The organism is Candidatus Sungiibacteriota bacterium (assembly GCA_016432465.1).
Taxonomy (GTDB): domain Bacteria; phylum Patescibacteriota; class Minisyncoccia; order Sungbacterales; family HO2-52-23.
This window is the reverse complement of the sequence record CP066690.1, coordinates 515,452-540,385: the sequence shown is the minus strand read 5'-3', so window position 1 is coordinate 540,385 and position 24,934 is coordinate 515,452. Positions and strand designations below refer to the sequence as shown.

The 24,934-nt window shown below is 47.4% G+C and carries 26 protein-coding genes and 4 tRNA genes; 2 read left to right on the top strand and 28 right to left on the bottom strand.

Going from position 1 to position 24,934, the window contains the following annotated elements:
* Nucleotide 1: 1 nt before the first annotated feature.
* The 10 genes from HYW89_02930 to HYW89_02885 all read right to left on the bottom strand — a co-directional run bounded on the left by HYW89_02930 (nt 2) and on the right by HYW89_02885 (nt 8,639).
* Nucleotides 2–718 carry a metal ABC transporter ATP-binding protein gene (locus HYW89_02930; GenBank protein ID QQG44939.1) on the bottom strand — a complete coding sequence of 239 codons (717 nt, stop codon included), beginning with the start codon at nt 716–718 and terminating at the stop codon, nt 2–4.
* A complete protein-coding gene (locus tag HYW89_02925) occupies nt 699–992 on the bottom strand; it encodes an MGMT family protein (protein QQG44938.1) in 294 nt (97 codons plus the stop codon). The genes HYW89_02930 and HYW89_02925 overlap by 20 nt, the downstream gene beginning before the upstream one ends.
* 113 nt (nt 993–1,105) lie before the next feature.
* Nucleotides 1,106–1,555 (bottom strand): NUDIX domain-containing protein, encoded by a 450-nt coding sequence (locus HYW89_02920; GenBank protein ID QQG44937.1) that lies wholly within the window; start codon nt 1,553–1,555, stop codon nt 1,106–1,108.
* A 181-nt stretch (nt 1,556–1,736) separates the two neighbouring features.
* A complete protein-coding gene (locus HYW89_02915) occupies nt 1,737–2,450 on the bottom strand; it encodes a transposase (GenBank protein QQG44936.1) in 714 nt (237 codons plus the stop codon).
* Between the two features lie 145 nt (nt 2,451–2,595).
* Complete coding sequence (locus HYW89_02910; protein ID QQG44935.1) at nt 2,596–3,189, bottom strand: hypothetical protein; 594 nt, start codon at nt 3,187–3,189, stop codon at nt 2,596–2,598.
* 240 nt (nt 3,190–3,429) lie between these two features.
* On the bottom strand, nt 3,430–3,555 hold the full coding sequence (locus HYW89_02905; GenBank protein QQG44934.1) for a GIY-YIG nuclease family protein: 126 nt from the start codon (nt 3,553–3,555) through the stop codon (nt 3,430–3,432).
* 46 nt (nt 3,556–3,601) lie between these two features.
* Nucleotides 3,602–5,392, bottom strand: a complete 1,791-nt coding sequence (gene polX / locus HYW89_02900) for a DNA polymerase/3'-5' exonuclease PolX (GenBank protein ID QQG44933.1) — start codon at nt 5,390–5,392, stop codon at nt 3,602–3,604.
* On the bottom strand, nt 5,389–6,003 hold the full coding sequence (locus HYW89_02895; protein ID QQG44932.1) for an MFS transporter: 615 nt from the start codon (nt 6,001–6,003) through the stop codon (nt 5,389–5,391). Before HYW89_02895 ends, polX begins: the two co-directional genes overlap by 4 nt.
* A gap of 73 nt (nt 6,004–6,076) precedes the next feature.
* Nucleotides 6,077–7,276 carry a S8 family peptidase gene (locus tag HYW89_02890; protein ID QQG44931.1) on the bottom strand — a complete coding sequence of 400 codons (1,200 nt, stop codon included), beginning with the start codon at nt 7,274–7,276 and terminating at the stop codon, nt 6,077–6,079.
* An 88-nt stretch (nt 7,277–7,364) separates the two neighbouring features.
* Entirely contained in the window at nt 7,365–8,639 is a 1,275-nt protein-coding gene (locus tag HYW89_02885; GenBank protein ID QQG44930.1) for a DNA helicase UvrD, read from the bottom strand.
* Nucleotides 8,640–8,711: 72 nt separating this feature from the next.
* Between HYW89_02885 and HYW89_02880 the strand changes: the two genes are divergently transcribed.
* Entirely contained in the window at nt 8,712–9,257 is a 546-nt protein-coding gene (locus HYW89_02880) for a hypothetical protein (protein ID QQG44929.1), read from the top strand.
* A gap of 202 nt (nt 9,258–9,459) precedes the next feature.
* On the opposite strand, the gene HYW89_02875 is transcribed toward HYW89_02880, so the two are convergent.
* The 7 genes from HYW89_02875 to HYW89_02845 form a co-directional block, all read right to left on the bottom strand.
* Nucleotides 9,460–9,870: a hypothetical protein gene (locus HYW89_02875; GenBank protein QQG44928.1), complete on the bottom strand. Its 411-nt coding sequence runs from the start codon at nt 9,868–9,870 to the stop codon at nt 9,460–9,462.
* Between the two features lie 45 nt (nt 9,871–9,915).
* Nucleotides 9,916–10,215 (bottom strand): hypothetical protein, encoded by a 300-nt coding sequence (locus HYW89_02870; GenBank protein QQG44927.1) that lies wholly within the window; start codon nt 10,213–10,215, stop codon nt 9,916–9,918.
* A 238-nt stretch (nt 10,216–10,453) separates the two neighbouring features.
* Nucleotides 10,454–11,395 (bottom strand): calcium/sodium antiporter, encoded by a 942-nt coding sequence (locus tag HYW89_02865; protein QQG44926.1) that lies wholly within the window; start codon nt 11,393–11,395, stop codon nt 10,454–10,456.
* Nucleotides 11,392–13,995, bottom strand: a complete 2,604-nt coding sequence (locus HYW89_02860; GenBank protein ID QQG44925.1) for an HAD-IC family P-type ATPase — start codon at nt 13,993–13,995, stop codon at nt 11,392–11,394. The genes HYW89_02865 and HYW89_02860 overlap by 4 nt, the downstream gene beginning before the upstream one ends.
* Nucleotides 13,986–15,113 carry a hypothetical protein gene (locus tag HYW89_02855; GenBank protein ID QQG44924.1) on the bottom strand — a complete coding sequence of 376 codons (1,128 nt, stop codon included), beginning with the start codon at nt 15,111–15,113 and terminating at the stop codon, nt 13,986–13,988. The genes HYW89_02860 and HYW89_02855 overlap by 10 nt, the downstream gene beginning before the upstream one ends.
* Nucleotides 15,114–15,123: 10 nt before the next feature.
* Nucleotides 15,124–15,369, bottom strand: coding sequence for a translation elongation factor-like protein (locus HYW89_02850; protein ID QQG44923.1), 246 nt, complete (start codon nt 15,367–15,369; stop codon nt 15,124–15,126).
* Nucleotides 15,370–15,464: 95 nt separating this feature from the next.
* The gene (locus tag HYW89_02845; GenBank protein QQG45761.1) at nt 15,465–16,073 is read right to left on the bottom strand and encodes a hypothetical protein; all 609 of its coding nucleotides are present in this window, start codon (nt 16,071–16,073) and stop codon (nt 15,465–15,467) included.
* Between the two features lie 453 nt (nt 16,074–16,526).
* On the opposite strand from HYW89_02845, the gene HYW89_02840 reads away from it, so the two are divergent.
* Nucleotides 16,527–16,697: a hypothetical protein gene (locus HYW89_02840; GenBank protein ID QQG44922.1), complete on the top strand. Its 171-nt coding sequence runs from the start codon at nt 16,527–16,529 to the stop codon at nt 16,695–16,697.
* 166 nt (nt 16,698–16,863) lie between these two features.
* On the opposite strand, the gene HYW89_02835 is transcribed toward HYW89_02840, so the two are convergent.
* The 11 genes from HYW89_02835 to HYW89_02785 form a co-directional block, all read right to left on the bottom strand.
* Nucleotides 16,864–18,195, bottom strand: a complete 1,332-nt coding sequence (locus tag HYW89_02835; protein ID QQG44921.1) for an MBL fold metallo-hydrolase — start codon at nt 18,193–18,195, stop codon at nt 16,864–16,866.
* Between the two features lie 22 nt (nt 18,196–18,217).
* Nucleotides 18,218–19,426 (bottom strand): peptidoglycan-binding protein, encoded by a 1,209-nt coding sequence (locus HYW89_02830; protein ID QQG45760.1) that lies wholly within the window; start codon nt 19,424–19,426, stop codon nt 18,218–18,220.
* A gap of 24 nt (nt 19,427–19,450) precedes the next feature.
* Nucleotides 19,451–19,882 (bottom strand): dUTP diphosphatase, encoded by a 432-nt coding sequence (locus tag HYW89_02825; GenBank protein QQG44920.1) that lies wholly within the window; start codon nt 19,880–19,882, stop codon nt 19,451–19,453.
* 21 nt (nt 19,883–19,903) lie between these two features.
* A tRNA-Arg gene (locus HYW89_02820) sits at nt 19,904–19,976 on the bottom strand.
* A 422-nt stretch (nt 19,977–20,398) separates the two neighbouring features.
* A tRNA-Lys gene (locus tag HYW89_02815) sits at nt 20,399–20,475 on the bottom strand.
* Nucleotides 20,476–20,501: 26 nt separating this feature from the next.
* A tRNA-Glu gene (locus tag HYW89_02810) sits at nt 20,502–20,576 on the bottom strand.
* A gap of 443 nt (nt 20,577–21,019) precedes the next feature.
* Nucleotides 21,020–21,095 (bottom strand) — tRNA-Ile (locus HYW89_02805).
* A gap of 349 nt (nt 21,096–21,444) precedes the next feature.
* Nucleotides 21,445–21,936 (bottom strand): ribonuclease H-like YkuK family protein, encoded by a 492-nt coding sequence (locus HYW89_02800; protein ID QQG44919.1) that lies wholly within the window; start codon nt 21,934–21,936, stop codon nt 21,445–21,447.
* Nucleotides 21,937–21,938: 2 nt separating this feature from the next.
* On the bottom strand, nt 21,939–22,760 hold the full coding sequence (locus HYW89_02795) for a WYL domain-containing protein (protein QQG44918.1): 822 nt from the start codon (nt 22,758–22,760) through the stop codon (nt 21,939–21,941).
* A gap of 341 nt (nt 22,761–23,101) precedes the next feature.
* The gene (locus HYW89_02790) at nt 23,102–24,520 is read right to left on the bottom strand and encodes an alpha/beta fold hydrolase (GenBank protein QQG44917.1); all 1,419 of its coding nucleotides are present in this window, start codon (nt 24,518–24,520) and stop codon (nt 23,102–23,104) included.
* Nucleotides 24,520–24,909: a DoxX family protein gene (locus HYW89_02785; protein ID QQG44916.1), complete on the bottom strand. Its 390-nt coding sequence runs from the start codon at nt 24,907–24,909 to the stop codon at nt 24,520–24,522. Before HYW89_02785 ends, HYW89_02790 begins: the two co-directional genes overlap by 1 nt.
* Nucleotides 24,910–24,934 lie beyond the last annotated feature (25 nt).

Below are 24,934 nucleotides of genomic sequence, written 5' to 3'. Positions count from 1 at the left end.
TCTATGTCCGGTTTTCCAAATGATGATAAAAACGTCCTTCGCCGTAAAGCTTGGTAAGTTCTTGGGGGCTTAATACTTCCTGCGGATTACCGTAGCAGACAAGCTGTTTATTTATGCAAAGAACGCTTCCGGCGTAGCGATATACCACCCCCAGATCGTGCGAGATAAGAAGCACGGTGGTCCCCCGCTCATCCTGGAGTCTATGTATCAAGTTATAGATTGTCTCCTCGGCCCCAACATCAATCCCCGACGTTGGTTCGTCAAACAAAAGCACATCCGGGTGATTAAGCATGGCCCACGAGATTAAAACACGCTGCACTTGTCCTCCGGAGAGTTCCGAAATCGGTTTTTTTAAGATTACTTCCGGGAGACCAACCAGAGTAAGCTCATGCCCCAAATGCTTTTTAAAATTTTTAGGAGGAAACCAAAAATTGGAACACTTAAGAAGGAAGAATTCTCTAACGGTAAGGGGGGTGGAACGATCAATAAAAAACTTTTGCGGAACATACCCAATTTGGATGTTATTCTGCCAGCGTATTTCTCCTTTATAAGGAACGAGGCCCAGAAGCGCGCGAAAAAGCACTGTTTTTCCTGCGCCGTTGGGCCCTATAATCGCGAGGGCCTCTCCTTTTTTTACGGAAAAAGAAATATCCCGAAGTATTTCTTCGGAATCAAGCGTTACGGAAAGATTTTTTACCTCAAGAATGGTACCTCCCATTTATAATTTTCCCGTTTTTAATTTTTATTCCTTCACGAAGAAGCAATTTTATTTTCTTTTTTGTTCCGCGGTTATATCCTCCGGCTTTTCCGTCGGAACGAATAACGCGGTGGCAAGGAACATCGCGAAAATTGTTTTTATTTAACGCGTTTCCTACGGCGCGAACTGTCTTGGGCTTGCCGACGGCTTTGGCAACAGCGGCATAAGTCATCACCCGACCGGCCGGAATTCTTTTAACTACATTATATACTTTTTGCTGGAATTTAGTAATCATCCCGTTAGAGGCAGGTCGCGGTCTGCCCATTTTCTACCACAAACTAAATCTAAATTGTGTTGATAATTTTTATCTATGTATCTTTAATACTACAACATACGCGACCGCGGCCTCTAACGGGATAAAAAGTTCTCTGACTTCCTCAGCGCATCTTTCATCTGTGGCAAAGTAACCAGCCTCACAGCTTCAGTGTAGGACAGCCACTCATATTTATCGTGTTCCCAGGAAAGTTTAACTTTACTGGTTTTGGTGCGAGCCAAAAAGAGAGCCACAAATTTAGGGATTGGTTTTCCGCCACGCCACGTGAAATAACGGATGGTTTCCTTAAAATCCGGGACAACTTCAAAATTGTCCAGACCCACTTCCTCTTTTGCTTCCCGCAGAGCAGCGCCAATTCCCGTCTCGCCCTTATCCAATCTTCCTTTCGGAAAATCCCAAAATTCATGAACTTTTCTGCCCTTGGCAACTTCAGAAAAATTTCTAGAGGCCCGTATAACCAAATATCTCCTTCCTCTTGGGGTCTTGCGAAAAACTATTATTCCTGCAGAGCGTTCAACGGGCATAAATTAAGAGAAGCTCTCAACTTATAAGTACTGCCGTGTTTGAGAAATCCGGCGTAAGAAATCTCGGTTGCTTTAGTTTTGGCCGCGGCTAACTTTTTAATCATACGCCTTTTGGTGGTAGTTCGTAAGACGCGGTGGTCGGGAAAATGCACCCAGCCGTAACTAGTGAGGTTGAACCTCGCTATTTTTGTAGCATTCCGAAATCATCATCGAGGGTCAGCTCACTAACCTTTTCCAAATCAGCAAATTTCGTTTTGACAAGCTGCCGCATTTCATTCCGTTGTTCCTTTTCCCCGCCAAAACATTCATGCAGAAATCGGCGCGAAGTTATCGAAGGAAAATTCTTTTTTCCAATATAATCGGGAAAGCTGCTCCAGCGATATGATTCTAAGAACTTCATCGTCTTATCTAGCGAGGTCGAACCTCGATAGATTTTGATGGGGTTAACATGAATATAGAACGGCAGGTAAATAAAGTGGGGTTCTTCGGTAACCGCAACCGCCTTAAATCGTCCCTGAAAAAGTGGACCAACCCGTTGATTCACTTTGTTAAAATACATCGTGTAGCCGCCCAGCTTCTGCATAAAATTTACAATACCATTTTCTCGAAGCTGGCGTAAAAGAAGATGATAATGATTCGGCATCAATACGAATGCCAGAATCTCTACAAGCAATTTACGTTTCTTCCGTTCTTTTGGAATATAATGAGGTTCAACCTCATTATATTTTGGGTTGAAATAGTACCATACATTGGAGACAGGATCGACATCATTAAACTCATAGAGATCGTGAATAAAACGGAGGTAGTCTCGGTCTCGAAGAAATACGTTTCTCTTCTCCACGCCTCGGTTATATACATGATAGATATTGTCCTCAACGAATTGTGGTTTTGACATACAAGATCAGTATACTCCATCTCCTAGTGAGGTTCAACCTCATTAACTTAAAAATGTCGAACGCCTGTGCGGAGAAGCCACACAGGCGTTAAAGTTCTCAAGGAATCCAGGACAAGAACTGTCCAGAATCCCAAGAGTGAAAGGACTACTTGCGGAAGCGAGCGAGACGAACGCCCGGACGGAAGTCGAAGTCGAGCCAGCCGAAGAACGGGTACCACCGCCCGTCGCCGAAGTAGAGGCAGGACACGTACAGGTCGCCGTCCGAGGCCAGCCAGACCGTCCTGAGGAAAACCAGGTAGTACTGGCGGAACTCCTCTGGAATCTCGGCCTGACGCTCAAGAATGAACTCGGCGTCCTCTTGGCCGAGGTCCGCGTCGAACTCATAGCGCGCGCGGCCCATCATGTCGTAGCCGCGGAGAACCTTCTCGCCGTCCCGCAGAAACGGGACAAGCTCTAGGTCCGACACGGCCATGATGCTACGCGGCGTGTGGTCGACGAGCGTCCATCCCTGCCGCCGCTTGTCGTTCTGCAGGATCGGCCGCAGTGGGGCAGCGAAGCCGTCCACGAGTCCTTTGGCGAGCGGCGCCAAACCGCGCCGAAGTGCCGCCTGCTTCCCGAGCAGGCTCTTCAGCGTCTCGCGGGTAAAGGCTGCCGGCCGCGGTAGCTGACGGAGCACCGCCGACTGAAGGTCAATATAGAGACCTTCAAACTCTGCCTGGGTTGTTCCATGCTCTGGCATGGTTGTCCCCCTTTCTTTGTTGTGACGGACACGCCTTATCCCACACCATGCGGAAGTTCAGCGGGCCTGTGAACTATATCTTTATTATATTCTTTTTACTTCAAAAAGTCAACCCCGCACCTTTTCGGCGCTGCGAAGGCTTCTTTGTATTCTGCGTTTGAGCTGTGAATACACCCTACCGAACTGTTTGATGGTCCGTTCTCTATACTTAGCGTCCTCAATATCAAAATACCCTTCGCACTATACTAACGCCCGTGGTTTATACTTTTTTGTAGTAAAAGTACCACCGGAGTTATGCTCTCTTATTCTTCTGGACAAATTTTCTGTACGACCAGTGTACAGAATCTTGGCTGTAATACTTTTCAAGATATAAATATAGTGCATATTTTACTTGCGCCAAAAAGGTGCGGGGTCAAGCATCTCTTAGAAAATCCTTCATCTTCTCCAGCGGCCACGCATTGATAATATCTTTCTTCTCTGCCCAACCCCTTCGCGCCTGCGCTATCCCTATTTCTAAATACTTGTAGTGCTGGGCCGAATGCGCGTCGGAATCAATAGACATTTTAACACCCGCTTCAACGCACTTGCGGATATATTCGTCTTTAATATCCAAACGGTCGGGGTAGGCATCAATTTCTAAAATTGTTTTGGTGCGCTTGGCGGCTTTTACAATTTCGTCAATATCCACATCAATCGGCTCGCGGCGGTTTATAATGCGACCGGTTAAATGAAAAATAATATCCACGTTTGGATTTTCCATGGCGCGGATAAGACGTTTGGTTTGTTCGCTGCGTGATAAATTAAAGTGGCTGTGCACGGCCGCGCCAACCACATCAAGTTTCTTTAAAACTTCGTCCTTGATGTCCAAGGAGCCGTCTTTGCCGATATTTACTTCAGCACCCTTCAACACGTGAAGCTTATAGCTTTTAGCTTTTAGCTTTTGGTTGATTTCGTCTATTTCTCTCATTTGCCTAAGGAGTTTTTTCTCATCTGCGCCTCCGGTCATGGCTAGAGAACGGGTGTGGTCTGTTATCGCGATGTATTCAAGCCCCGCCTCTTTGGCCGCTCGCGCCATCTCCTCAATAGAGTTCTCTCCGTCAGTCCAATTGGTTTGGACCTGTAAATCTCCCTTGAGGTCTCCATAGCCAATGAGTTTGGGTAATTTATTCTGCCGTGAAGACTCAATCTCTCCTGTATTCTCTCGCATTTCGGGTTCAATATAGCGAAGCCCGAGTTTCCGGTAGAGCTCTTCTTCCGTCCGTCCGGCAAGGAAGTCGGACTTCCTCAAGGAAGTCCGACTTCCCGCAAATAGTCCGTACTCGTTTAACTTCCACCCTTTTTTAATTGCAATTTCCCGAAGCGCGATGTTATGGTCCTTGGAGCCGGTAAAATAGTTTACCGCGGCACCGAAAGATTTTTTGGGAACTACACGCAAATCAGCATCCAGACCATTTTTTAACCCCGACGCGGGGTCGGAGCTCCGACTAAAACGTCGGAGTTTTACGTTGGTCTTGGTTGGCCCCTTGCCATAAACATGGGCAATAAATGGCAGTCCCAGAAATCTATCCATTACTTTTTGGGGCTTTGATGAGGTTGCCAAAATATCTATATCGCCAATGGTTTCTTTACGGCGCCGCACGGAGCCGCAGACAATCGCTTCGTCAACTTCTGGAAAAAATTGAATCATTTTCTCAAGATTGCGAATTTCCGGAAGAATAAATCCGAGAATTTGTCTGCCGCCTGATTTTTTCAAAAACCCAATGCCTTTTAAAATTTTCTGCTCGGATTTTTCACCGAAATTTTCAAGCTTTCGGATTTTTCCGGCTCTCGCCGCTTTTTCTAAATCAGCGAGACTACGAATTTTAAGTTTCTGCCACAATACCTTCGCCATCTTCGGCCCCACACCCTCCACTGAAGTAAGCTCTGAAATTCGCACTGGAATTTTTTTCTTAAGCCGCGTATACTCCGGGAAACTGCCTTTTTTCAAAAGCATCTCCATGTGATACGCAATGCCCCGCCCCACTCCCGGAACTTCTTCAAGGGCTTTTAATCCGCCCTTTTTATAAATTTCTTTTACTTCCGTATCCAACGCTTCCACCCCAAGCGCGGCTTTCTCGTAAGCGCGCGGCTTAAACTCAACGCCCTCCATCTCGTAGAGGGCGGCCATTTCCTGCAAAATTTTTGCAATTTCCTGATTGGTCATAAAACGGGTGAAGGCGCTTTTGGTATTGGCGGGAGCTGATGATTACGCAGGTTCCGCCGCAAAACCAAGAGCATAAGCAAACTGGCCCACACCAATATCGCCCCGGTCACAAAAATAAAATTAAAACCATAGGCCTTGGCCAAAAATCCGCCCAGAACCCCAGCTCCGCCTGTTCCTAAACCGTAAGACAGACTGGAGTTAATACTCCACTCAAAACCTTCTTTATGTTTATCAACGTGGCGAAGAAACATGGCGTACCAAGACGGCACCAGAAGCGCGCCGCCAATGGCCAGCAACCCCTGCAGCATATATATATGTATAGGGGTACGCGCAAACTGATAAAGAAACACGGTTAGACCCATAAGAAAGTGGCCGGCAAATAACGCCCAAAAATCGTCGTCTTCCCCTTGTTTTTTATCAAGAAACCTGCCCACCGGCACCTGCAATATGGACTTTAAAATCCAGTAGACGCCGGCTGCAATTCCTACCACCGTAACATCGCCTCCGCCGACTTGCTGTGTTACAAAAACGGCAAAAATGGGCGAAAGCAGGCCAAACCCGGTCTCAAAAATAAAACTGGCGAATATAAGAGACTGAATAACGAGATTCATATGAGGCCATAATACCAAATAACTCAAAGCCCCGCTATCGCGGGGCTTTGAGTTGCCTTGAGATCTACTTTAGTTACTGTGTCGCGTTAAAAACATTCACCAGTCCCCATCCGTACAAACCATCCACCCCAGTTGTCCCAAGATCCACTGCTGTATCCTGCAGCTTTTTTTGCACCTCCGCAGGATCCCATTTACCGTTACTATTCACATCATAGAAACCAACTGGCGTATTCAGAACCAGTGCCGCGGAACCCGCAACATGCGGGGCGGCCATAGAAGTCCCGGAAAGTGTAGCGTATCCTGTACCCTTGTAGGTAGAGTATATGGAAACTCCGGGTGAGGCCAGATCAACTTCCGGACCGCGCGAAGACCAAGAAGCGAGCACGTTATTTTGATCGGTCGCTGATACCGCAATTACTTCAGAATATGCTGCGGGAAAAATTACTGCGCCGCCGCTATTACCTGCTGCCGCGACTACGGTTACTCCGGCATTATGGGCAACAAGAACAGCATCATGCAGGGAAGGAACATCGCTTGAGGTTCCGAGACTCATATTGACTACTTGCATGCCGTTTTGCACTGCCCACTGAATTCCCTCAACTACATCGGAAAGAAAACCAGAACCATTGGCGCCAAGTACTTTGATGGCATAAAGATCAACTGCCGGTCCTGCACCCACAACGCCAATACTATTTTGTAGCGCGCCGACAATCCCCGCAACATGCGAGCCATGACCGTTATCATCATTCCAGTTTTTGTTGGGATTTATAGTATTAACCCCGCCTTTTACATTATCAAGAAGGTCCGGATGTTTATTGGAAATGCCAGTATCAATAACGCCCACTTTTATGGGGTCGGCGGTGTTACCACCTGGCCAGACAAGCTCGGCATCTATCCGATCAATTCCCCAAGGCAATACTTGAGCGGGTTGGGTTGAGCCACTACCGCCGGCTCCGACTTTCCCCAGTATAGAAACCACGACATCATCATCAATACGTTTTACCGCAGGATTAACTAAAAGTGCGCGCTCCGAGGCTTTGCTGGGAAGAAACACGGCAGAGCCATTAATAAGCGGCAAGTCTTTGGTTTTTACTCCGCCGGCTTTGGCAAGCAACTCCTCCTGAGCTGCTTTATTTACAAAATGTTCGTCAAAAACAACAATTTTCCGCCCGGAATAAGCTCCGCGGCCGCCAAACGGCAGCGACATTAATACTCCCGCAAGCAGCAGCACGACGAGATATAAAATATGTTTATAGTTTATGGAATATGACATAAAAATGAAACTATTTAGAAATTGTTAATAATAAAGTAAGTATAACGCTCGTTCACAACCTGTCAAGGGATTTTTCCCTACCATAAATTCAGAAAAGTGCGGTTTGTTTTGTAATTTCTTTTCGCTCCGCCTCTTCAAAAATTTTTACTTTTCCATACTCCCCATCGTATCCGGGTTCAATGTGCAGCCGCCCCTCGCGCGTTCTCATAACACCCTCCACAATCTCGGGCGCCGCAGATGCCTCCAGATCGGATTGGGAAGCATCAACCAAAACCGCAAACTCGCTTCCCATTTTTTCAACCAAGTCCCGGTAAGCGATCTTCACTTTCTTGGCCGACGTCCCCACCCCAAAACCTTCGGCAATAATTTCGTCCAAAGGCACAAGACTTTTGAAGGGTATGACGCGCTCCGGTCTTGCGCCCTCCGGGCGGTCGGCCAGTTCGTCCACGCGATTCAGAACACCTACGGTCACAGCCTTGTTGCATTGCGGACAGATTTTTTTTAGGCGTTTTGTCTCCTCCGGTCCGCAAGAAAACTTGCATAGGCGATGGCCGTCATAGTGATATTTCCCCTCCTCCGGGAAAAATTCTATGGTGTAAAGAAATTTTTTGGGGTCGTGCGACTTTATCGCGTCAATAATTCCATCATAGAAAAGTTCTGTATCAAATACATTTGCCTCGCGGCCAATTTTTTGCAGAGAGTGGCTGTCGGAATTAGAAATCAAGGCAATGTTATCAAGATGCGACCACCGCCAGTTCATCGCGGGGTCGCTGGAAAGTCCTGTTTCCACCGCATAAATATATTTTGCGTACTCGTCAAAACATTCCTCAATAGAGTTAAACCCTGACATTGAACCAAAAATACTGAACCAGGGGGTCCAGGCGTGCGCCGGCACAATCATACATCGCTCATCAATGTTTAAAACAATTTTGGCAAGCTCTTTGGAATCAAGCCCCAAGATTGGCCTGCCGTCTGATTTTAAATTTCCCCGCCAGCCAAGCTGCGCGTTTATTTTTTCCACGGTTTCAATTGATGGGGCAAAAATTAAGTTGTGGATCCTGCGTGTCTTCCCGCCTTTGGAATAAATACTTGAAATCTCAACGGTAAGCAAAAAACGCGTTTCTTGCTTACCGACATTTGACATTTGACCCTTGACGCTTGACTTAAGTTTATAAAGTCCCGGCTCCGCCGGTTCCAGTTTTGTTTTAATCTCGCGTATCCATTGCGGGTGCGTAAAATCTCCTGTTCCCATTACGGTAATTCCTTTAAGCCCTGCCCAAAAATCCAAATTCTCCAAAGTCATATCTTTAGATACGGCGCGGGCGTAAGGGGAATGAATATGTAAGTCAGCAATAACTCTCATAAAAGATTGACATTTATAATGATGAAATGATAACGTAACTTCAGCACAAAAACAATAATCTAAGGGGTTATAATGCCCAATTGGCAGGCGGTATTGGGTTTTACTTCTTTGTGGAGCGCGGTTTTTAACCTTCTCGCTTATACAGGGCTCTTGGTTTTAACATGGGGTATTCTTGATAAAAAACGTCAGGCGTGGCTATTTCTTATTGGCGGCATCATGCTCTGGTCCTTTGCTGTTTTTGGAGGAGATCCTATATTTATAGGAGGGCAGACAATCATACTGGTTGCTTCCTTCATGGGCGCAAGGAAGAATCCAGATAGTGCTGCAACGGTTATCTTCTTCGCAATACTGACTATTTTAAGTATGTACTCAGGCGGCAGTATTGACTCTCAGCTAAGATGGCTCGGTGTAGCTGCTATCGTGGGACTGGGGCTCGGCATTCCGTTTGCGCAAACCACACTCGGGAATACATTTTTTACTACAGGAGGAGTGCTGATGGCGTTTTACGCATATCGCGTGGGGTCGCTGCCGTTTCTCGCCCTAAATATAATATTTACCATTGCTACTCTTTGGGAAATCTGGAAATGTATGCGTATCTCCAACCAAAAATCGGCCTAGCGGCCGATGTTTTAATTATAAATCCTTAACGTAGTCAGGAACTTGACCAGAGCAAACCCGGTGCGGCATGCGAAATATACCGCGCCATTATTCGCCTATTCGCGCGAATTAGAGAAGGAAGAAAGAATAGTGACTTTTAAAGATTTAGGAAATGATCACTTGGGGGAAACAAAAAAGGCCGCACTGCGGCCTTACTAATAACCTATCTGCCGGCCAATGGGTCGTAATCACACCTTAAGTTTGCGTCAGCAACATACCAACTATTTCCCCGCCGCACCCACAGCGTCTTCTCACAGAATGATTTATAAAATTTTTCTGAGGACAGGGTTACTATTGCCTCCGTGACAGCGTAATTTCCCCTTTGTTCTACAATTTCCAGGTTGTCGTAGTTAAAATCCGTTTCTTCAAAGAACGCTTCAAGCTCACGGATAAAATCTTCTTGTGAGATATCCTGCTGAATCGCTGTCGTCAACATATCCCAGACGTCATCATAGTCACCGTTAACTACATTTTCGTAAAACTCGTATGCACGAAGCTCAAGGGACCTAGCTTCTCCTAAAGAAGGTGCCGCAAAAAGCGCAACAGCCAAAAATATTGATAGAAGTTTTCGCATCTCAAACCTCGGATAAAAGAACCTGTCTGTAGGCTACCGGACTCTTTATAAAAAGTCAACAAGGACGCTGGACACCCCTCCTTCTTTCCCCCGACGAATCTTTTTCTCTATCTTATTTTTAAAAACTTCCTGAATCTTGAGGGCGATTTTTTGGGCAAGCTGATTTTCAGAGGTCGTGATTCTTAAATCTTTATCCTTAAATCTTAAATCTAAAACTCTGTCCAAAACATCGCGGCGCATTGCGCGCTCTCCCATATTTTCAATAAGATTCAAGAGTTCTTTCCTGAAATTTGGAGGTACATTTTTAACAACCACCTCGCCTTCGTATTGTTTGTTTTTTATCATCTCGTGCGCCGGACAAAGTTTAGATTTAACTGCACTGTCTTTTTTAAAATTCGGCGGGTTTCTGAAAAATTTTTCTATGTGATGCCACGATTTTTTATAGTAGACCGCCTCGCCGTGCGGACAGAAAATAAATCCGCCCTTTCAGGGACCAAATTCTTCCATGGCATGACGCGACTTCTGATCCCCAGCGGCAGAACGCGAAGTTGCAGTTTGAGTTTTTTGTCGGCTTGATGACATATTATCCTCTACCAATTATATAAAATAGGTAAACAATATAGAGAAAGACGAACACTAGTCCCTGCCAACGTTTAAGTATATAAGGGGTGCCCACAAACATAAAGCCGTAAAGAAGGGCTGAAGCAAGAAGAGTGATTACGGCATCAGTGAAAAATCCGGGCGCTACGAAAACAGGACGCGCGAGAGCAGAAACGCCAAGAATCACAAGAAAATCAAAAATGTTAGATCCAATGATATTGCCAATAGCAATTCCGGGCCGATCGCGGTAAGCAGCCACAAAGGTAACGGCTAACTCCGGCAGCGAAGTGCCCAAACCAACAACAGTTAAACCAATAAGCGCTTCACTCATGCCCAAAGCGCGCGCCAGGACCTCCGCCCCGTCAACCACCCACTTACCGCCAAGAAATATCCCCAAAAGACCCGCAAGCATAAGTCCGAATGCTAACGGAAAAGCTATCACGCGAATCGGCTTCTCGTCATCAACAACATTATTTGTTTTTTTAATCGTTACGTAGAGCCAAAGAAGAAACAAACCCAGCATCACCGCCGCCTCGAGTCTGGAAATACCGCCATTTCCCAGAGAAAATGCAAAAATAACAGCAGTTGCTACGGCAAGCATATTCCACTTGAGGTCGCGCTCAACCCATATCGGATGTAGGCGAAGTGTAAAGGCGGCGGCCGTAAGGCCCAAAATAAAAAAGATGTTGAAGGTATTGCTTCCCACGATAGTACCGAAACCAATATCGCTCGCCCCCGTAAGATTGGCAATAAAAGATATCGCAAACTCGGGAATGGATGTGCCGATACCGACAATAACAAGCCCCACTACAAAATTTGAAATATGAAAAAGCCTGGCTATGGATGAAGCGCCATCAACGAGAAAATTCGCTCCCCTTACGAGCACGTAGAAACCTGCAATAAATAATAAAATAGAAAGTGTCATGAGGCGGGCCTTGACCTAAAAATCCACTTCCCCAACTCAACCGCGGCCATATTAAGAAGCCCCACTCCCGCTATCGCCAAAAGCCACGGCCAGGAAAGCGGAACGGTTCCGAAAATTTTCTGAAGGGGCGGCAGGAAAATGACCAGGGCCGTAAGCAATATCCCAAGCACAACCCCGCCCACAAGATACTTATTACCAAATGGATTGTAAGAAAAAATGCTTTTTTCAAGACTTCGCAAAGAAAATGAAAGAATGAGCGTATAGGTGGCAAAAGAAGCAAAGATAAAAGTTCGCACCATATCTTCCGAGAATCCCCATTTAATTAATCCATAGTAAAACAGAAAAAGTAAAGCGGAGGTTGAAATTCCGATGACCAAAATAAGAAACTGCAGCTCGCCGTCAAAAAGACTTTTCCCCAACTTTTTGGGCCGTTGTCCCGAGTTGTCAACGCCGCCCTCAAAAGCAAGGGCAATGGCCGGGAAACTGTCCGAGAAAAAGTTCACAAAAAGAATCTGAAGCGCGTTAATAGGCAAAGCAAGGCCCACTAACAGCGAACCCCCGATAAGAAAAAGCTCGTCTAAAGAGTCGGAAAGAAGATAAACAATGACTTTGCGCAAATTTTCTACAATCCTTCTGCCCTCCTCTATGGCCGCGACTATGGTATTAAAATTATCGTCCAAAATCACGAGGTCGGCCGCACCCTTGGCAACGTCAGTGCCGGAACCAAGAGCAATCCCAATGTCGGCCGCCTGCAGAGCAGGCGCGTCGTTTACGCCGTCTCCGGTTAGCGCAACAACCTCTCCTTTACTGCGGTAAAGATTGGTAAGCCGTACTTTTTGCTCCGGCGTAACACGGGCATAGACCGTAACTTCGCCCGAGCGCGCCCTTAACTCTTCCTCCGATAAAAAGTTTAAGTCATCCCCCGTAAGCACCGCGCCGCGTCCGTCAACCATTCCTAAGTCTCTGGCCACAGCCTCGGCCGTGCCGCGATGGTCCCCGGTAACAATTATTGTTTTCACTCCTGATGCCGCAATTTTTTTAATGGCCCCGGACACTTCCGGACGCAATGGGTCGCGAAAAGTAAGAAGTCCGCGAAAATTCAAGTGCTTAAATTTTTTGGCGTGCAGTATTTGCTCGTGATCCGCAACAACGGCCGAGGCAACCCCCAGCACCCGCTCTCCTCCCAAAGCCAAACGGTCAACTTCACCAAGAAGGGAACTCCGATTTTCCGGCGGCATATCCGTATAGGATACCAGCACCTCCGGAGCCCCCAAAAGCACGATGCGAGTAGTATTATCAAGGCGGGCCACCACGCCTGAAAATTTGTGTTCGGAACTAAAAGGAAGTCTGTCTAGAAATTTTTCAGCTTTTTGAATTTCCGGCAGTAAAACACCCTGCGCCGCAGCTCCCCGCACCAACGCCACTTCTACTGCCCGCCCGAAAATTCTCCACTCCTGCGGCGGCGCCTCGGGGTTTTCTATTATCGTGTCGGTGTTCAGTATTGCTTCTTTAAGAAGCAGTATGTTGTGTTCTGGCTGGGACCCCTGATAAGGAATAACTTTCGCAAGCTCCATACGGGCTTGAGTAAGAGTACCGGTTTTATCAGTCAAAATAAGCGTGGTTGAACCAAGGGTTTCTGCGGCCAGCAGTCTTCGCACCACACCCTTGCGGCTGGCCAGTCTTTGCACGCCAACCGCAAGAATTACGGTAAGAGCAATGGGAAGGCCTTCGGGAACAGCGGACACGGCCGCGGCAACAGCAATCAAAAACATTTCAAAGGGATCCTGTCCCGCCCAAAGTCCAAACCCAAAAAGAATAATTGCCAAGATGCCAAGCAATAGCCCCACGCGCTTCGCAAAACGCGTTATGGCTTGCTGCATAGGTGTGGGCTGACGCTGGCTTCCGGCAACAAATTTTGCAATTTTACCAAATTCACTCAAAGATGCCGTAGCGGTTACTACCGCATCCGCAAAGCCGCGCGTTGCCAAAGTTCCGCTAAACACCAATGGGGTCCGATCTGCAAGAGCTGTCGCAGCGTCCAACGTATTTATATCTTTTTCCACGGGCAAAGACTCGCCGGTGAGAGGTGACTCATCCACCTCCAAATTATTCACAAAAATAAGCCGCGCGTCAGCCGGCACCCGATCACCTTGAGATATGCGAATGACATCTCCAGGAACAAGCTCCGCGGCATCAATCTCCCGCTCCCCTCCGCTTCTTCTGACACGAGCGCGTACTCTAATATAGGTTTTAAGAAAAGCTATGGCCTCCTCGGCTTTGTTTTCCTGATAAAAACCAAGGGCGGTATTAACCAATACCGCAGCAAAAACCACCCCCGCCTCTACCCATTCCCTAAGTACTAAAGTAAGAACCCCGGCAAAAATTAAAATCAGAATCAGGGGGCTTTTTAATTGGTTTAAAACAATTTTGAGTTTAACGAGGTGCGGCCGCTCTTCAATTTCGTTGGGTCCAAAAATTTTTTGGCGCCTCCTTGCCTCCTCCTCCTTTAAACCCTCACCCGAACTCTCAAGTCCCCGCAAAACCTCTTCAATACTCATTGCCCAAAAGGGCTGCTGTGTTGACTCGCGCGTTAAAGCCATAAAATATTAAAAAGCTCATAAACTACGCCAGCTGCAATCATACCATACAAAAGAAACCTCCAAAGATAAGAAGCCGGGCGAGGCAACCAACCTTCCCGACGGCGCAAAACAAAGTGAGCAGCAACGATCAGCGCCGAATCAATACCTACCGCGAGCGCCCCCACGGCCGCAATAACCGCCACAAAACTTTTAAAACCGGCAAAATAAAGGGCAACCGGCAGCAAAGAAACAATAAACCACGAAACTTTTGAAGAAATTTTGAGGTCCAGCGTAAGAAGCGACTGAAAATTGGAATTGAGTACAACAAAAGACGTGAAAACCGCAAGAAAGCCAATCGCGCTTCCCCAAAAAATAAGATTTTTGCCTGCAGCCAGCAAACCGGATATGGCATCTTCGCTGGTTTCGGCCCCCGAAACCCCAACCACAGCCAGCGCAAAAAATAAATAAAGCAGCGCCGGAAGCAGTGTCCCTATAATTATGGCGCTCTGGGCCTTTTTTACGTTTCTGCCCAAAACTTCAATGACCTCGGGAATAACTACGCCGCCCGAAAGCGCAAAAAGAAGCACGCCATAAGGTATAAAAAGATTTGCGGGGTTAAATCCCGTGAAGTTGGGGGTTGCTGTTTGGGGTAAAAGAAAAAAAATGAGCCCCAAAATAAAAAAAATAAGAACTCCGGTAAGAATCCCGTTAACTAATGCTTCTTTTTTTAAAGAGAACAGGTTAATGGCAGCGCCGACCATAACCACGGCCCCCATCCAGAAAATCTGATTTGACCCGCTCCAGAAAACTTTAAAAATATTATCCAAAAAAAATGAACCGACCAAGACGTAAGCAAGCAGGGTAAGCGAAATACCAAAAAGAGCCGAGGCCCAAGAAATTATTCCAGCCCTACTTCCCAAGTAAAACCGTACATAACCCGGCAGGCGATGCGCCCCTTGAGTGGCAAGAACAATCTTGCCGTAAAGCAGGTGGAAAAGCGTTATGACTCCGGCAAGAATCGCAAGTTCAACCACTCCCAACCAAAAACCGGCTCTGGCAAACGAAAAAGGGATGCCAAACATCCCCACTCCGATAATCATGCCGGACAATATCAAAACGGCCTCCAAAAATTTCGCCATATTTAAAATCCTACTTTTTATATACAATGTCTCCTTCGTGCGCTTTTTCGTTGAACTTGACCGCCACCTCTTCTCCCTTTTTACCGGAGTCCACATTTTTCCTGTCAACCTGCATGGACTCCACTGTTTGTTCAAAGTCGCTCGTCTTGCCTTTTACGTGAACCGTGTCTCCCGCGCCGAGTTCTCCCTCAAGCCGCACCACGCCTACGCCGATCTTATCGTAGTAATGAATAATTTTGCCCACTTGTTCTTCCATGTTTCGTAGAAGCAATAATAAACGCAACCAATTACGCAACCATAAACGCAAAACTTGCGTATAATTTTGCGTTATTATGGCGTCTAATTTTGCTTCTAAATCTCTACGACCTTTTCTTTTTTAACCAACTTTAATACTTTTTCGACCAAATTTTTAGGGTCGGGGTCAAAAATAACTTTCCCCATGCCGCGGTGCGCCTTCTCCAAAATCTCTTTCATTTCATCAGCCATGCCACCGGTGCCGACCAAAACACCCATGGGCTTTTGGTCCTCAAAAGCAATAGTAAACTCATTCAGGGTCCCCATTCTTCCGCAAGTAAAAAGTACGGCATCGGAAGCGCGCGTAAGCAGCAGGTTTCTCCCCGAATACCCGAATCCAGTATAAACTATAATGTCGTGGTAATCTATGGGTAGTTTATATTTTTTTACGTGCTCAATCTCGGAGGATGCGGGCGAAACACCTATAACAAAGCCCCCAGCCTCTTTGGCTCCAATCGCGGCCCAAAGCGGCGCGCCAGTTGTTGCGCCAGTTACCAATACGGAATTATGCCAAATCACCTGTCTTCCCAGCTCCTTGGTTTTCTCCAACGTGTCTTTGGAACAAAAATTGGTTTCTGCGGCTCCCGAGACGCAGATTTTATATTTTAAATGGGTGTGGGGTGTGGGTTTTATGTTTTTGTCGAAATTTATGAGCAGTAGCGAAATAAATTTCGCTACAAAAACTTAACCCCGCACTTATTTTGCCAAGATACTGGCAGGGCTCCCAAACAATGCTGAAAGACGAGAATTTGTGCGGCACGCGGTGGCGAATAGCCAACCCCTCTGCGTGCGAAGCGTGCCGCCATGGGCTAACTCGCAAAATAAGTGCGGGGTCATGCTCAAAAACTTCAAAGTTAAAACTATCTCTATTATACCACAATCTAGTTTTTCCACACTTGACTTTTTATGAACAGTTTGGTACAATAACATCGGCCCGAAATGCGGAGGGACCTGATGGCCCACTTCGTGGTCACGTTGATCAAAGACAACCACCAAAATGGTCTATTGACTGCGCTTGGAAAACATGCGACAAATGACCTTCTGTTCTTCGTCCCCGATAAGGGTTACGGCGATGACAAGGTGTGCAACCCCCGCACAACACAGATTATACACATCAATATGTTGGATGCCGCAGTAGAACGATTGAAGCGTGATGAGCTAACCGAGGATGAGATAAAAGCGCTTACAGCAAGTCTCGAGCGGCATCTCTTCAGGATTACGGAATCAGGCTGGTATAAGATCTACGGAAGCCAGGGATACTTTGTCGGCCACGTGGAAAGGCTTGCATAGATACTCGCCGGCTCGGGCAAGACCCGACCGGCTATTTATTTTTCCAACCGCCTGCGCAGTCGTTCATAAAATCAGCTTTTACGTAATCACCCCCTCACGATCGTGAGGGGGTGATTACGTAAAAGTTATTACTGACCTATGTATCTCGTCTTCTTCACACCCTCGGTCAAATCTCAAACTCTTGATAAAGCGTAGGGGCGTCGGCTTGAACTCCAAGCCGATCTTTAATTTCCTGCATAAAATGAAGCGCCTGCGGCTCCTCGCCCTGAACCACAAAAACGCGCTTCAGGGCATCGCGGTTTCTGTCAACAAAGTCAAACAGCTGCGGATTATCAGCGTGGGCCGAGAAACCATTTATTTTTCTAATCTCGGCTGCCACCGAAATCTCTTCTCCAAAAAGTTTTACCGTTTTTTCGCCGTCAATAAGCCGCCGGCCCAAAGAACCTGCCGCTTGGTACCCAATAATCAATAAAATACTTTTGGGGTCGGGGAGATAACGACGCGCATGATGTAAAATTCTTCCGCCATTCATCATACCGGAACCCGCGATTACTACTTTGGGCGGAGGAACATCGTTTATTTTCTTTGACTCCTCAACGGATTCGGTAAACTTCAACTTTTTAAATTTAAAAAGATTGGGGTGTTGACGGAAAAGCTCGCGGATTTCTTCCTTATAGTGGTCCGTATATTTTTCAAAAACTGATGTCACGCGAATCGCCAGCGGCGCATCCACAAAAACCGGAATCTCCGGAATACGCTTGAAAAGCAGCATCTCGTTCAACAAAAACAGGATGTCTTGGGTTCGTTCTGTAGCAAAAGCCGGTATCATCAACATCCCATGACGCGCAGTCACGTCCTCCACCGCCCGCTCCAGCATCAGTACTCTTTCCCCCGGATCCTCGTGAGTGCGATTTCCATAAGTTGACTCCAAAACCAAATATTCAATATTTTTGAAGGTTTCCGGCGGGGGCAGAAGGGCAGAGGGCAAGTTGCCAAGATCCCCGCTAAAAAGCCAATGTTTATTCTCTGCCCAAAGTTCAACAAGGCTTGAGCCCAATATGTGGCCGGCATTATTAAGACGAAATTTTATATCCCCTGTTTCAAGAATTTTGTGATAAGGAACGTCCTCCCAAAGCCGGAAAGTTTTTTCCAAATCCTCTTCGTCATACATCTTTTTACTGTCGCGCCGCATCAGATGAAACGCATCCTCCAAAATTAAACGAGCCAATTCTTGTGTCGGAGCGGTGGAATAAATTTTTCCGGAGAATCCCTCTTGGACAAGTTTGGGGATCCGGCCCACGTGATCAAGGTGGGCATGCGTTACAACCAGCAGGTCAATTTTTCGCGGCTCAAACTTAAATTTCTCAAAATTTAAATCCGCGCACTCGTCGCACCCCTGAAAAAGTCCGCAATCAATAAGAATTTTTGTTTGGGCGGTCTCTAAAAGATAACACGCTCCTGTCACCTCCCGGGCACCGCCGTGGAATGATAATTTCATAATATTAATAAGCGGGGACTCCTTAGTAACTATATTCGTCCACTACCCGCCCTTGGGGGTCGCGCAAAATAATATGCTCGCGGACATTGCGGAAAAACTCCTGATTCTTCTGCATCCAGATCAGCCACTCCTGAGAATAAAAATCTTTTCTATTACGATAGTCAGCAACGCAGCCTGTGTAGTTTAGGCTTCTGTTCAGATATTGCGAGCAGTCGGAATCAATGTAGGGGCCGGGCCTGGATAGACGACACGTTGGTGTTGCATCAATTATTCTAAGACACTGATCGGAGAGGCTGATAAGGCGGCCGGTGTCGGGTCTCGGACACTGATGGGAAAGGGTTGGACTATAAACAGTCTCCTCGTCAAAATAACCAGTACATACATTTTGCCTGAAGTCTGCGTTTTTCTCCTGTCGGCCAACAGTAATAGTAGCACGGTCTCCAGGCCTAAGAGCGATGGGGTCGGAGGGAAGAGTCGAAAATCCGGGAAGCTCATATCCCTTGGGTATTGTAAATCTTGCTCCGGACGAAATTTCTATAAACCAATCGGATATAATAACTTTTTCCTTTTCGGTTTTATTTGCCAGAATCAAATACTCTGCTTTTGGATCTTCGCTCTTGCCGGAAACAAAACTAATAACAATTTTACCTTTATAGGGGGAGGTTTTTGTCTTGACGGTCTTTGTGGCGCTCGAGGTCGCCTCCTCTACCGGAGAAAGAAGGCGGTTGGCAATCGTACGCGACTGCGGACCAAAATAACCGCCAATGGCCGGAATGCCATTATCTTTTTGGAACTTCTTAACGGCGTTCAGTGTGGCTGTAAAATAATTTCCGGTTGATGTGGGATAGGTAAAATAGCCAAGATCGCGCAGGAACTCCTGAAGTCTTACCACCTCCGAGTTGTTTCTCATGCCAAAATAGAGGTTTTTGTTAAACCCCTGCGCGTTGGTGAAAAGCGGTAGTAGAAATATCGCTAGAAAAATAACCGCTGCCACGCCCTGAGGGGCGTGGTTTTCTTCAGACAAGCCTCGCTCGTCTTCAGAAAATCGCCCTGGCGATCGGGCTTCAAGCGGGGTTATCTCCTCCGCTTCGGTCCGACCCTTGTCGGACCGTAACTCCGGGCTGGCATTCATCCCCGGAGACGGGAGCTCCCGCTTCGCGGGAAGCTCTCGCGTCTGGACCGCAGAGCGGCGTGGTTTTCTGCCAGAGATAATAAGAATAGAAACCCCCATCACCGTCTATAATACCGAAGGATGTTAAAATGGGCCAGTCGTGCCAAAACCTCCACGGGAGATATTTTCTAAATCCTCCACCTCGTGCCATTCTGCTTTCTCGTAGGGTTTAAGCATCCCCTGCACCACCCTCTCTCCACGCTCAACAGTAACTTCGCCGTCGGTGAAATTATAAAGCGCGGCGTGATACTCGTCCTCGTTTCCGGAAAAATCACGGTCACCGATTCCTACGCCGTTGGCCAGCATCAAACCCTTTTTATGAAGAGAAGAGCGCGCTGCCAGGAGCAGCATATAGCCCTCCGGCGGTTCCAACGCCACATTAAGGGGAATATAAGCAACTGACCGCGGGGTAATGGTCATGGAAAGACGCGCCGCCAGATCAAAAGCAACTGCGCCTTGGGTTTTATACCCCGGCAAAGGAAGAGATTTATCTATTCTTCGGATACGGACTTTCATGCGGGTTTTACTAACCTTGAACGTCCCTGGGAGGATTCGAACCCCCGATCTCTGGCTTCGGAGGCCAGTGTTCTATCCGCTAAACTACAGGGACAGCAATTCAATAATATCTTTGCCGCGTAACTCTTTCAAGCAAAAACCGCCCCTCTGTCACTGACAGAGGGACGGTTTTTGCGAAGATGAAAAATATCTCTTACGTGGTCTCTTTAAGAGCTGTAATAATAAATACCCGAGCTGATCCCATAAAGATCGTAGGTTCCTCCTAAGTTAATTGTAAAAGGTACAAAATTACTTTGGGGAGAAACCTATTCGTCGAAACCTTATGGGACCGGCTCGAGGGGGAACACCGGTATTTTGGTGTTCCCCGTTATAAGAGGCGGGTCACTTCACCTCGGACCAGCTACGGCTCACCCAATCGCGGACCTCATTGCCCACGATGATGATGCCGCCGCCTGTGATCTGGAAACGATACACCTAAGCCTCACCTCCTTTATGTGCTGATGGCCAGACTTAATTTGGTGGGCCCGGCAGGAGTTGAACCTGCAACCCTCGGGTTAAAAGCCCGCTGCTCTACCAAGTTGAGCTACGAGCCCACCGACTACGTAAAAACCGTATGGGATGGTGACGCCGAAGGGATTTGAACCCTTGTCCCGGGCTTGAAGGGCCCAGATCTTGACCACTAGACGACGGCGTCACTGAACCCTGTTACCTGTCGCCCCTCCTGCGCGGGAAAATCCGGCGGGGGACCTCCTTGAGGGAGCGCCATGTCCGGGCAAGACTGGACGTGTGCGATTCGCCTAGGGCCATAAGGCTCGCCAAAGCTCCCATCATCCCGAGATCCTTATGTGATGGCATTGCGGGAATCACCTCGACCCGCTCGCACTGTTCCACGTGCTGTTCGGCACGGGTCGTCGGTCCACTGCGCTGCCGAGGCTCACGCCGAGGCTCCTCGCTCGTCCGCTCACCAAACCGCTGTAGCGGTTCGGGAACCTCAAGACCGTGAAGGTTTCGGTCCCGTCTCGCCGCGTGCGAGAAAAGGGCCGCCCCACGAACTGTCTTTTTGCAGGCGGAACGCCGCCTGCCGTTACCATCAACCCACATGTGACATCCTCCTTTCTGTCCTGTTTAGAAACTATTTGGTGGGCCCGCCTGGACTCGAACCAGGAACCTGCCGGTTATGAGCCGGAGGCTCTGCCAGTTGAGCTACGGGCCCAACCGTTTCTGCGGCCTTTTGACCGCCCAAATCGGAGGACACGGTGAGAAAACACCCCAATTTGTGATTTAGTGAGTGTCCCACTTGCCCCCCTGTTTGGACGGTCACAATAGTCCCCTCTTAAATTCAAAGATCCCTGTAATTTAATTCGGGGCCCCTTCGCCCGAAGGGCGAGCTCGCCGAGGAGGGACGGGAGCGGAGAGCCCCGAATTAAATTACACGTATTCCCCTAGACCCCTCCCCACAGTATCTGTATACTTTAATTATACTTCAAAAATACTTAAAAGTCAATAGCCCCAAAAGGGGCTATTGTTATGCTGTCGTATTATTAATTTAACTTCCTCGGAAGCTAGGTGTGCTTGTCGGCGACGGTAGATGCGCCAAAGGCGTACGGTTTTATGACCGGTTCAAAATTATATCCTTTTATCATCCCCACCACAGAATCAATAAGTTCCTTGGTCGGCCCGTTCTCGCCGATGTCAACGTGAACTTCGTTGCCGTCCCAGAAAAATTCATCCCCCAAAACTTCTTTGAGGCGTCCGCGTACTTCCTGCGCCATAGTAATGGAACTTATGGCTTCCTGCCAGATGCGATCGCGCAGGGTGACGAATTTCCTTTCCTCCGATTTTGTCCAAAAATGTATGGCGCCGTTGCCCACCCTCCAGATAGTTACTGCGGTTACCAGAGAAACCGGACTGGACGCTTCGGAGTCAGTACCGATAATGATTTTATAAAATCTCTGCGGCTGGCTTTTTACAAATTTAACGACCTCGCGGATCATGTCCTCAAAGTTTAACCTCCCCAGAGTTTGGCTATAAAATGTTATCTCCTGATTGAACATTGTTAAGTAAAAAGTGTGTGTTGAAAATCTTGAGGAACCGAGTAAGAATCACTCGTTGGCTCTGCCTTCAATATACGATTTATTCTAAAATTTCTCAATCCCTGACGCAGGTGGCAATACGCTTCAATCTCCCCGTTGGGTTTTATTTTATAAACATCAATCAGCCGCGCTTTTTTAAACCCGAGGCCGTCGCTATCTTCGGAAGAAACATACTCTATGGAGAGTCGTTGGCGACTATCAAATGCCTCCTCCAGAATTTGCAAAATTGGCTTTTTTATTTCTTTGCCCCAAGAAACTGGAATAGAGTGAATTTTCCCGTCTATAAAGGACTCAAAAAGCAGGTGGTCGTGCTTTTTGCCGTATTCATAAAGATCGCGTGTCAGGCGAACATCGTCTAAACAGTACTTTTTTACCTCCTCAATTCTTCCCTGCTTAAACCACTCCAAGGCCTCAAGACCGTGGCCTGTTTTTCCGCTACCCAGCGTTGCCTTGGCCAATCCGTCCAACCCCACGCGGTGTCCCAAAAAATTGACCGCGTCTTCAAACATATCGGTTACGGCAAACTTTGCAAAAGAAACACCGTCCAAATACGGCTCCATTACCGGAATATCAAAATGGTTTATATTAAACCCAATGATGTGGCCGGTATCACTAAGCAGGTCTTCAAGCTTGGGCAGTTCCTGTTCCTCAAACGCAAAAAAGGCGTCCTTTGCATATGAATAGACGCCCGCAACCGAAATACCAAGTTCGCGTATGTTTTTTTCTCCGCCAACCTCGGCAAAAGATTTTTTGGTTTCAATATCTATGACCAGAGTATCACGCATGAGAAAAAGTATAACAGAACCGCGTTTAAAAATCAAATTAAAACGGTCGAGTCGATATGTTTTCGGGGGGAGTATACGTTATAGCGAGCGTAATCGCGCGGTCGAGGTATTTTGTTTCTCGCGACAATAGGAGGCGTGGCTTGCTTGGTTCCGAGCGTTGCGAGGAAAGCTACGCCGACTCTTAGCGAGGCCGCCGTCCCTAGGCGGCGAAGCCGCCGGTCCCTAGGTCTGCGGACCGGGATCCCGGCCTGAAATGCCTAGGGAGATGCCGGCCCGAAGGGCCTAGGCACTGGAGCGGCCGAGTCGTGTCGCGAAAACAAAATACCGAGGGAACCGCGTGATCACCGAGCCCCCTTCACATACTTATCAAAAAACTGCAGGGCGCGCTCTGCGGCTAAAGACCAGGCATCTCCAAATTCGTGTCCTTCGCCCGGATATTTATAAAACTCCACTTTTTTGCCGGAGTTTTTTAGCGCCTCGTACATTTTCTCTGAAAATTCAACCGGAACGTCTTTATCAGTTGACGCGTGATGCAGCTGCACCGGCGCTTGGACTTCCGCAAAATAAGTCAGCGGCGACATTTTTTTATAAACCTCGCTTCCCATTCCGTAAGTCTCCCGCAGCCACGTTATTTCTTTTGATTTCAATTCATAAAAATTATCCTCCACGTCCGCGCTAATGGGAGCAAATAAAACATAGGCTCGTATGTCAGGATTCAAAACCATAACTCGCGCCGCCATACCTCCGCCCATAGAATGTCCCCACATGCCCATACGTTTTACATCAATTAATTTTGAATTTAATTTTTTTAAGGCATCAACCAGATTTACGAGGTCATCCGTATAGCCAACATAAAAATCATGGTGGCAGCCGTCCTTGGTGTAACTTAGGGTAGAGGGACAAACTAATTTAGGGTCAGTTTCGCCCAAGCCCCGATAATCGGGATGGATAGTTATATAACCCTGGCGCGCAAAAAAATCCTGCTCCCGACGAGAACCGCGGCCGGTATAATAAATCTCGGGAGAGATCAGACCGTGGTTTAAGATAAGCACCGGGAATCCGCCCCGTGGTATAGCGCCCATAGGAACGTTCATAACCCCGCTTACGGCGAATTTGCCGGATTTGTAGCTAATCGCAAATTTGCGGTAGAACTTATTTTTGGTGAGAAGTTTTTTTATTTTAAACTCTCCTCCCTCGGCAGGAGCAAGACGCAGGGTCTCAATAAAATATTCGCCGCCAACCGGCGGAGGCTCCTCCACGGCGACTGCGGTCGGAGAAGCAATTTGGGCAAATTCGTTTCTGAAAAATGTTTTTATCTCATCTCCTATTTTTATACCGTGTTTTTGGGCCAGTCCGGCGGAAGTTTCCAAAACGTAAAGCGCCGTAACGTCTGGCCTAAAAATCGGCGGGGAGGTATCTCTCAAGCCGCTCTTGAACGGGATCACGTTTTCCTCCAAATCAACCACTACCCCGTTTTTAATCCAGAAAATATCAATGGGAATTTTCATATCTTTCATCCAGATGCCGTAGGCGGCTGGTTGATCAAAAACAAAAAGCATACCGCCCTGCGCCGGAATCTTATCGCGGCCGGCAAGGCCTCGGGCGCGCGATTGAGAATCGCGCGCCACCTCAACCAAAAGAGAAACGCCCTTAATTTCAACTTTGGCGTATTCTTTTTTATAAACGGGCAGGGCAAAAAGCGCGCCAAGTAAAAGCGCGAAAACCGAGACAACAATAACCAACGTAGCCCGAAAAGACATTAAAAAATTACGTAATAACCCGGGCCCATGAGGGCCAGCGCGATCGCTACCGCAAGGTAAATCAAGTCAAGTTCCCAGCCGCCCTGTGCCGTAAGGCCAACCTTGCCCCATTTTACTTTCCACATAGCCACCAGCATCTGGATGGCAAAAAGTATGGCCACAACCTGCACCCACAAACCAAGAATCAAAAATATGCCTCCAAGAAACTCTACCGCCCCCGCAACCAGTGCCCAGAATTTGCCGGGCCTTAGCCCAATAGAGTCAAGCCAGCCGGCAAATCCAGAAAAACCTTTAAATAATTTAGGGTAGCCGTGAGCTACTATTAAAACCCCCAAGACAACACGGAGAATGAAATGCGCCAAGGGAGGATTTAGCAGTGATTCAATCATAAAAATTTGAACTAAAACTAATAAA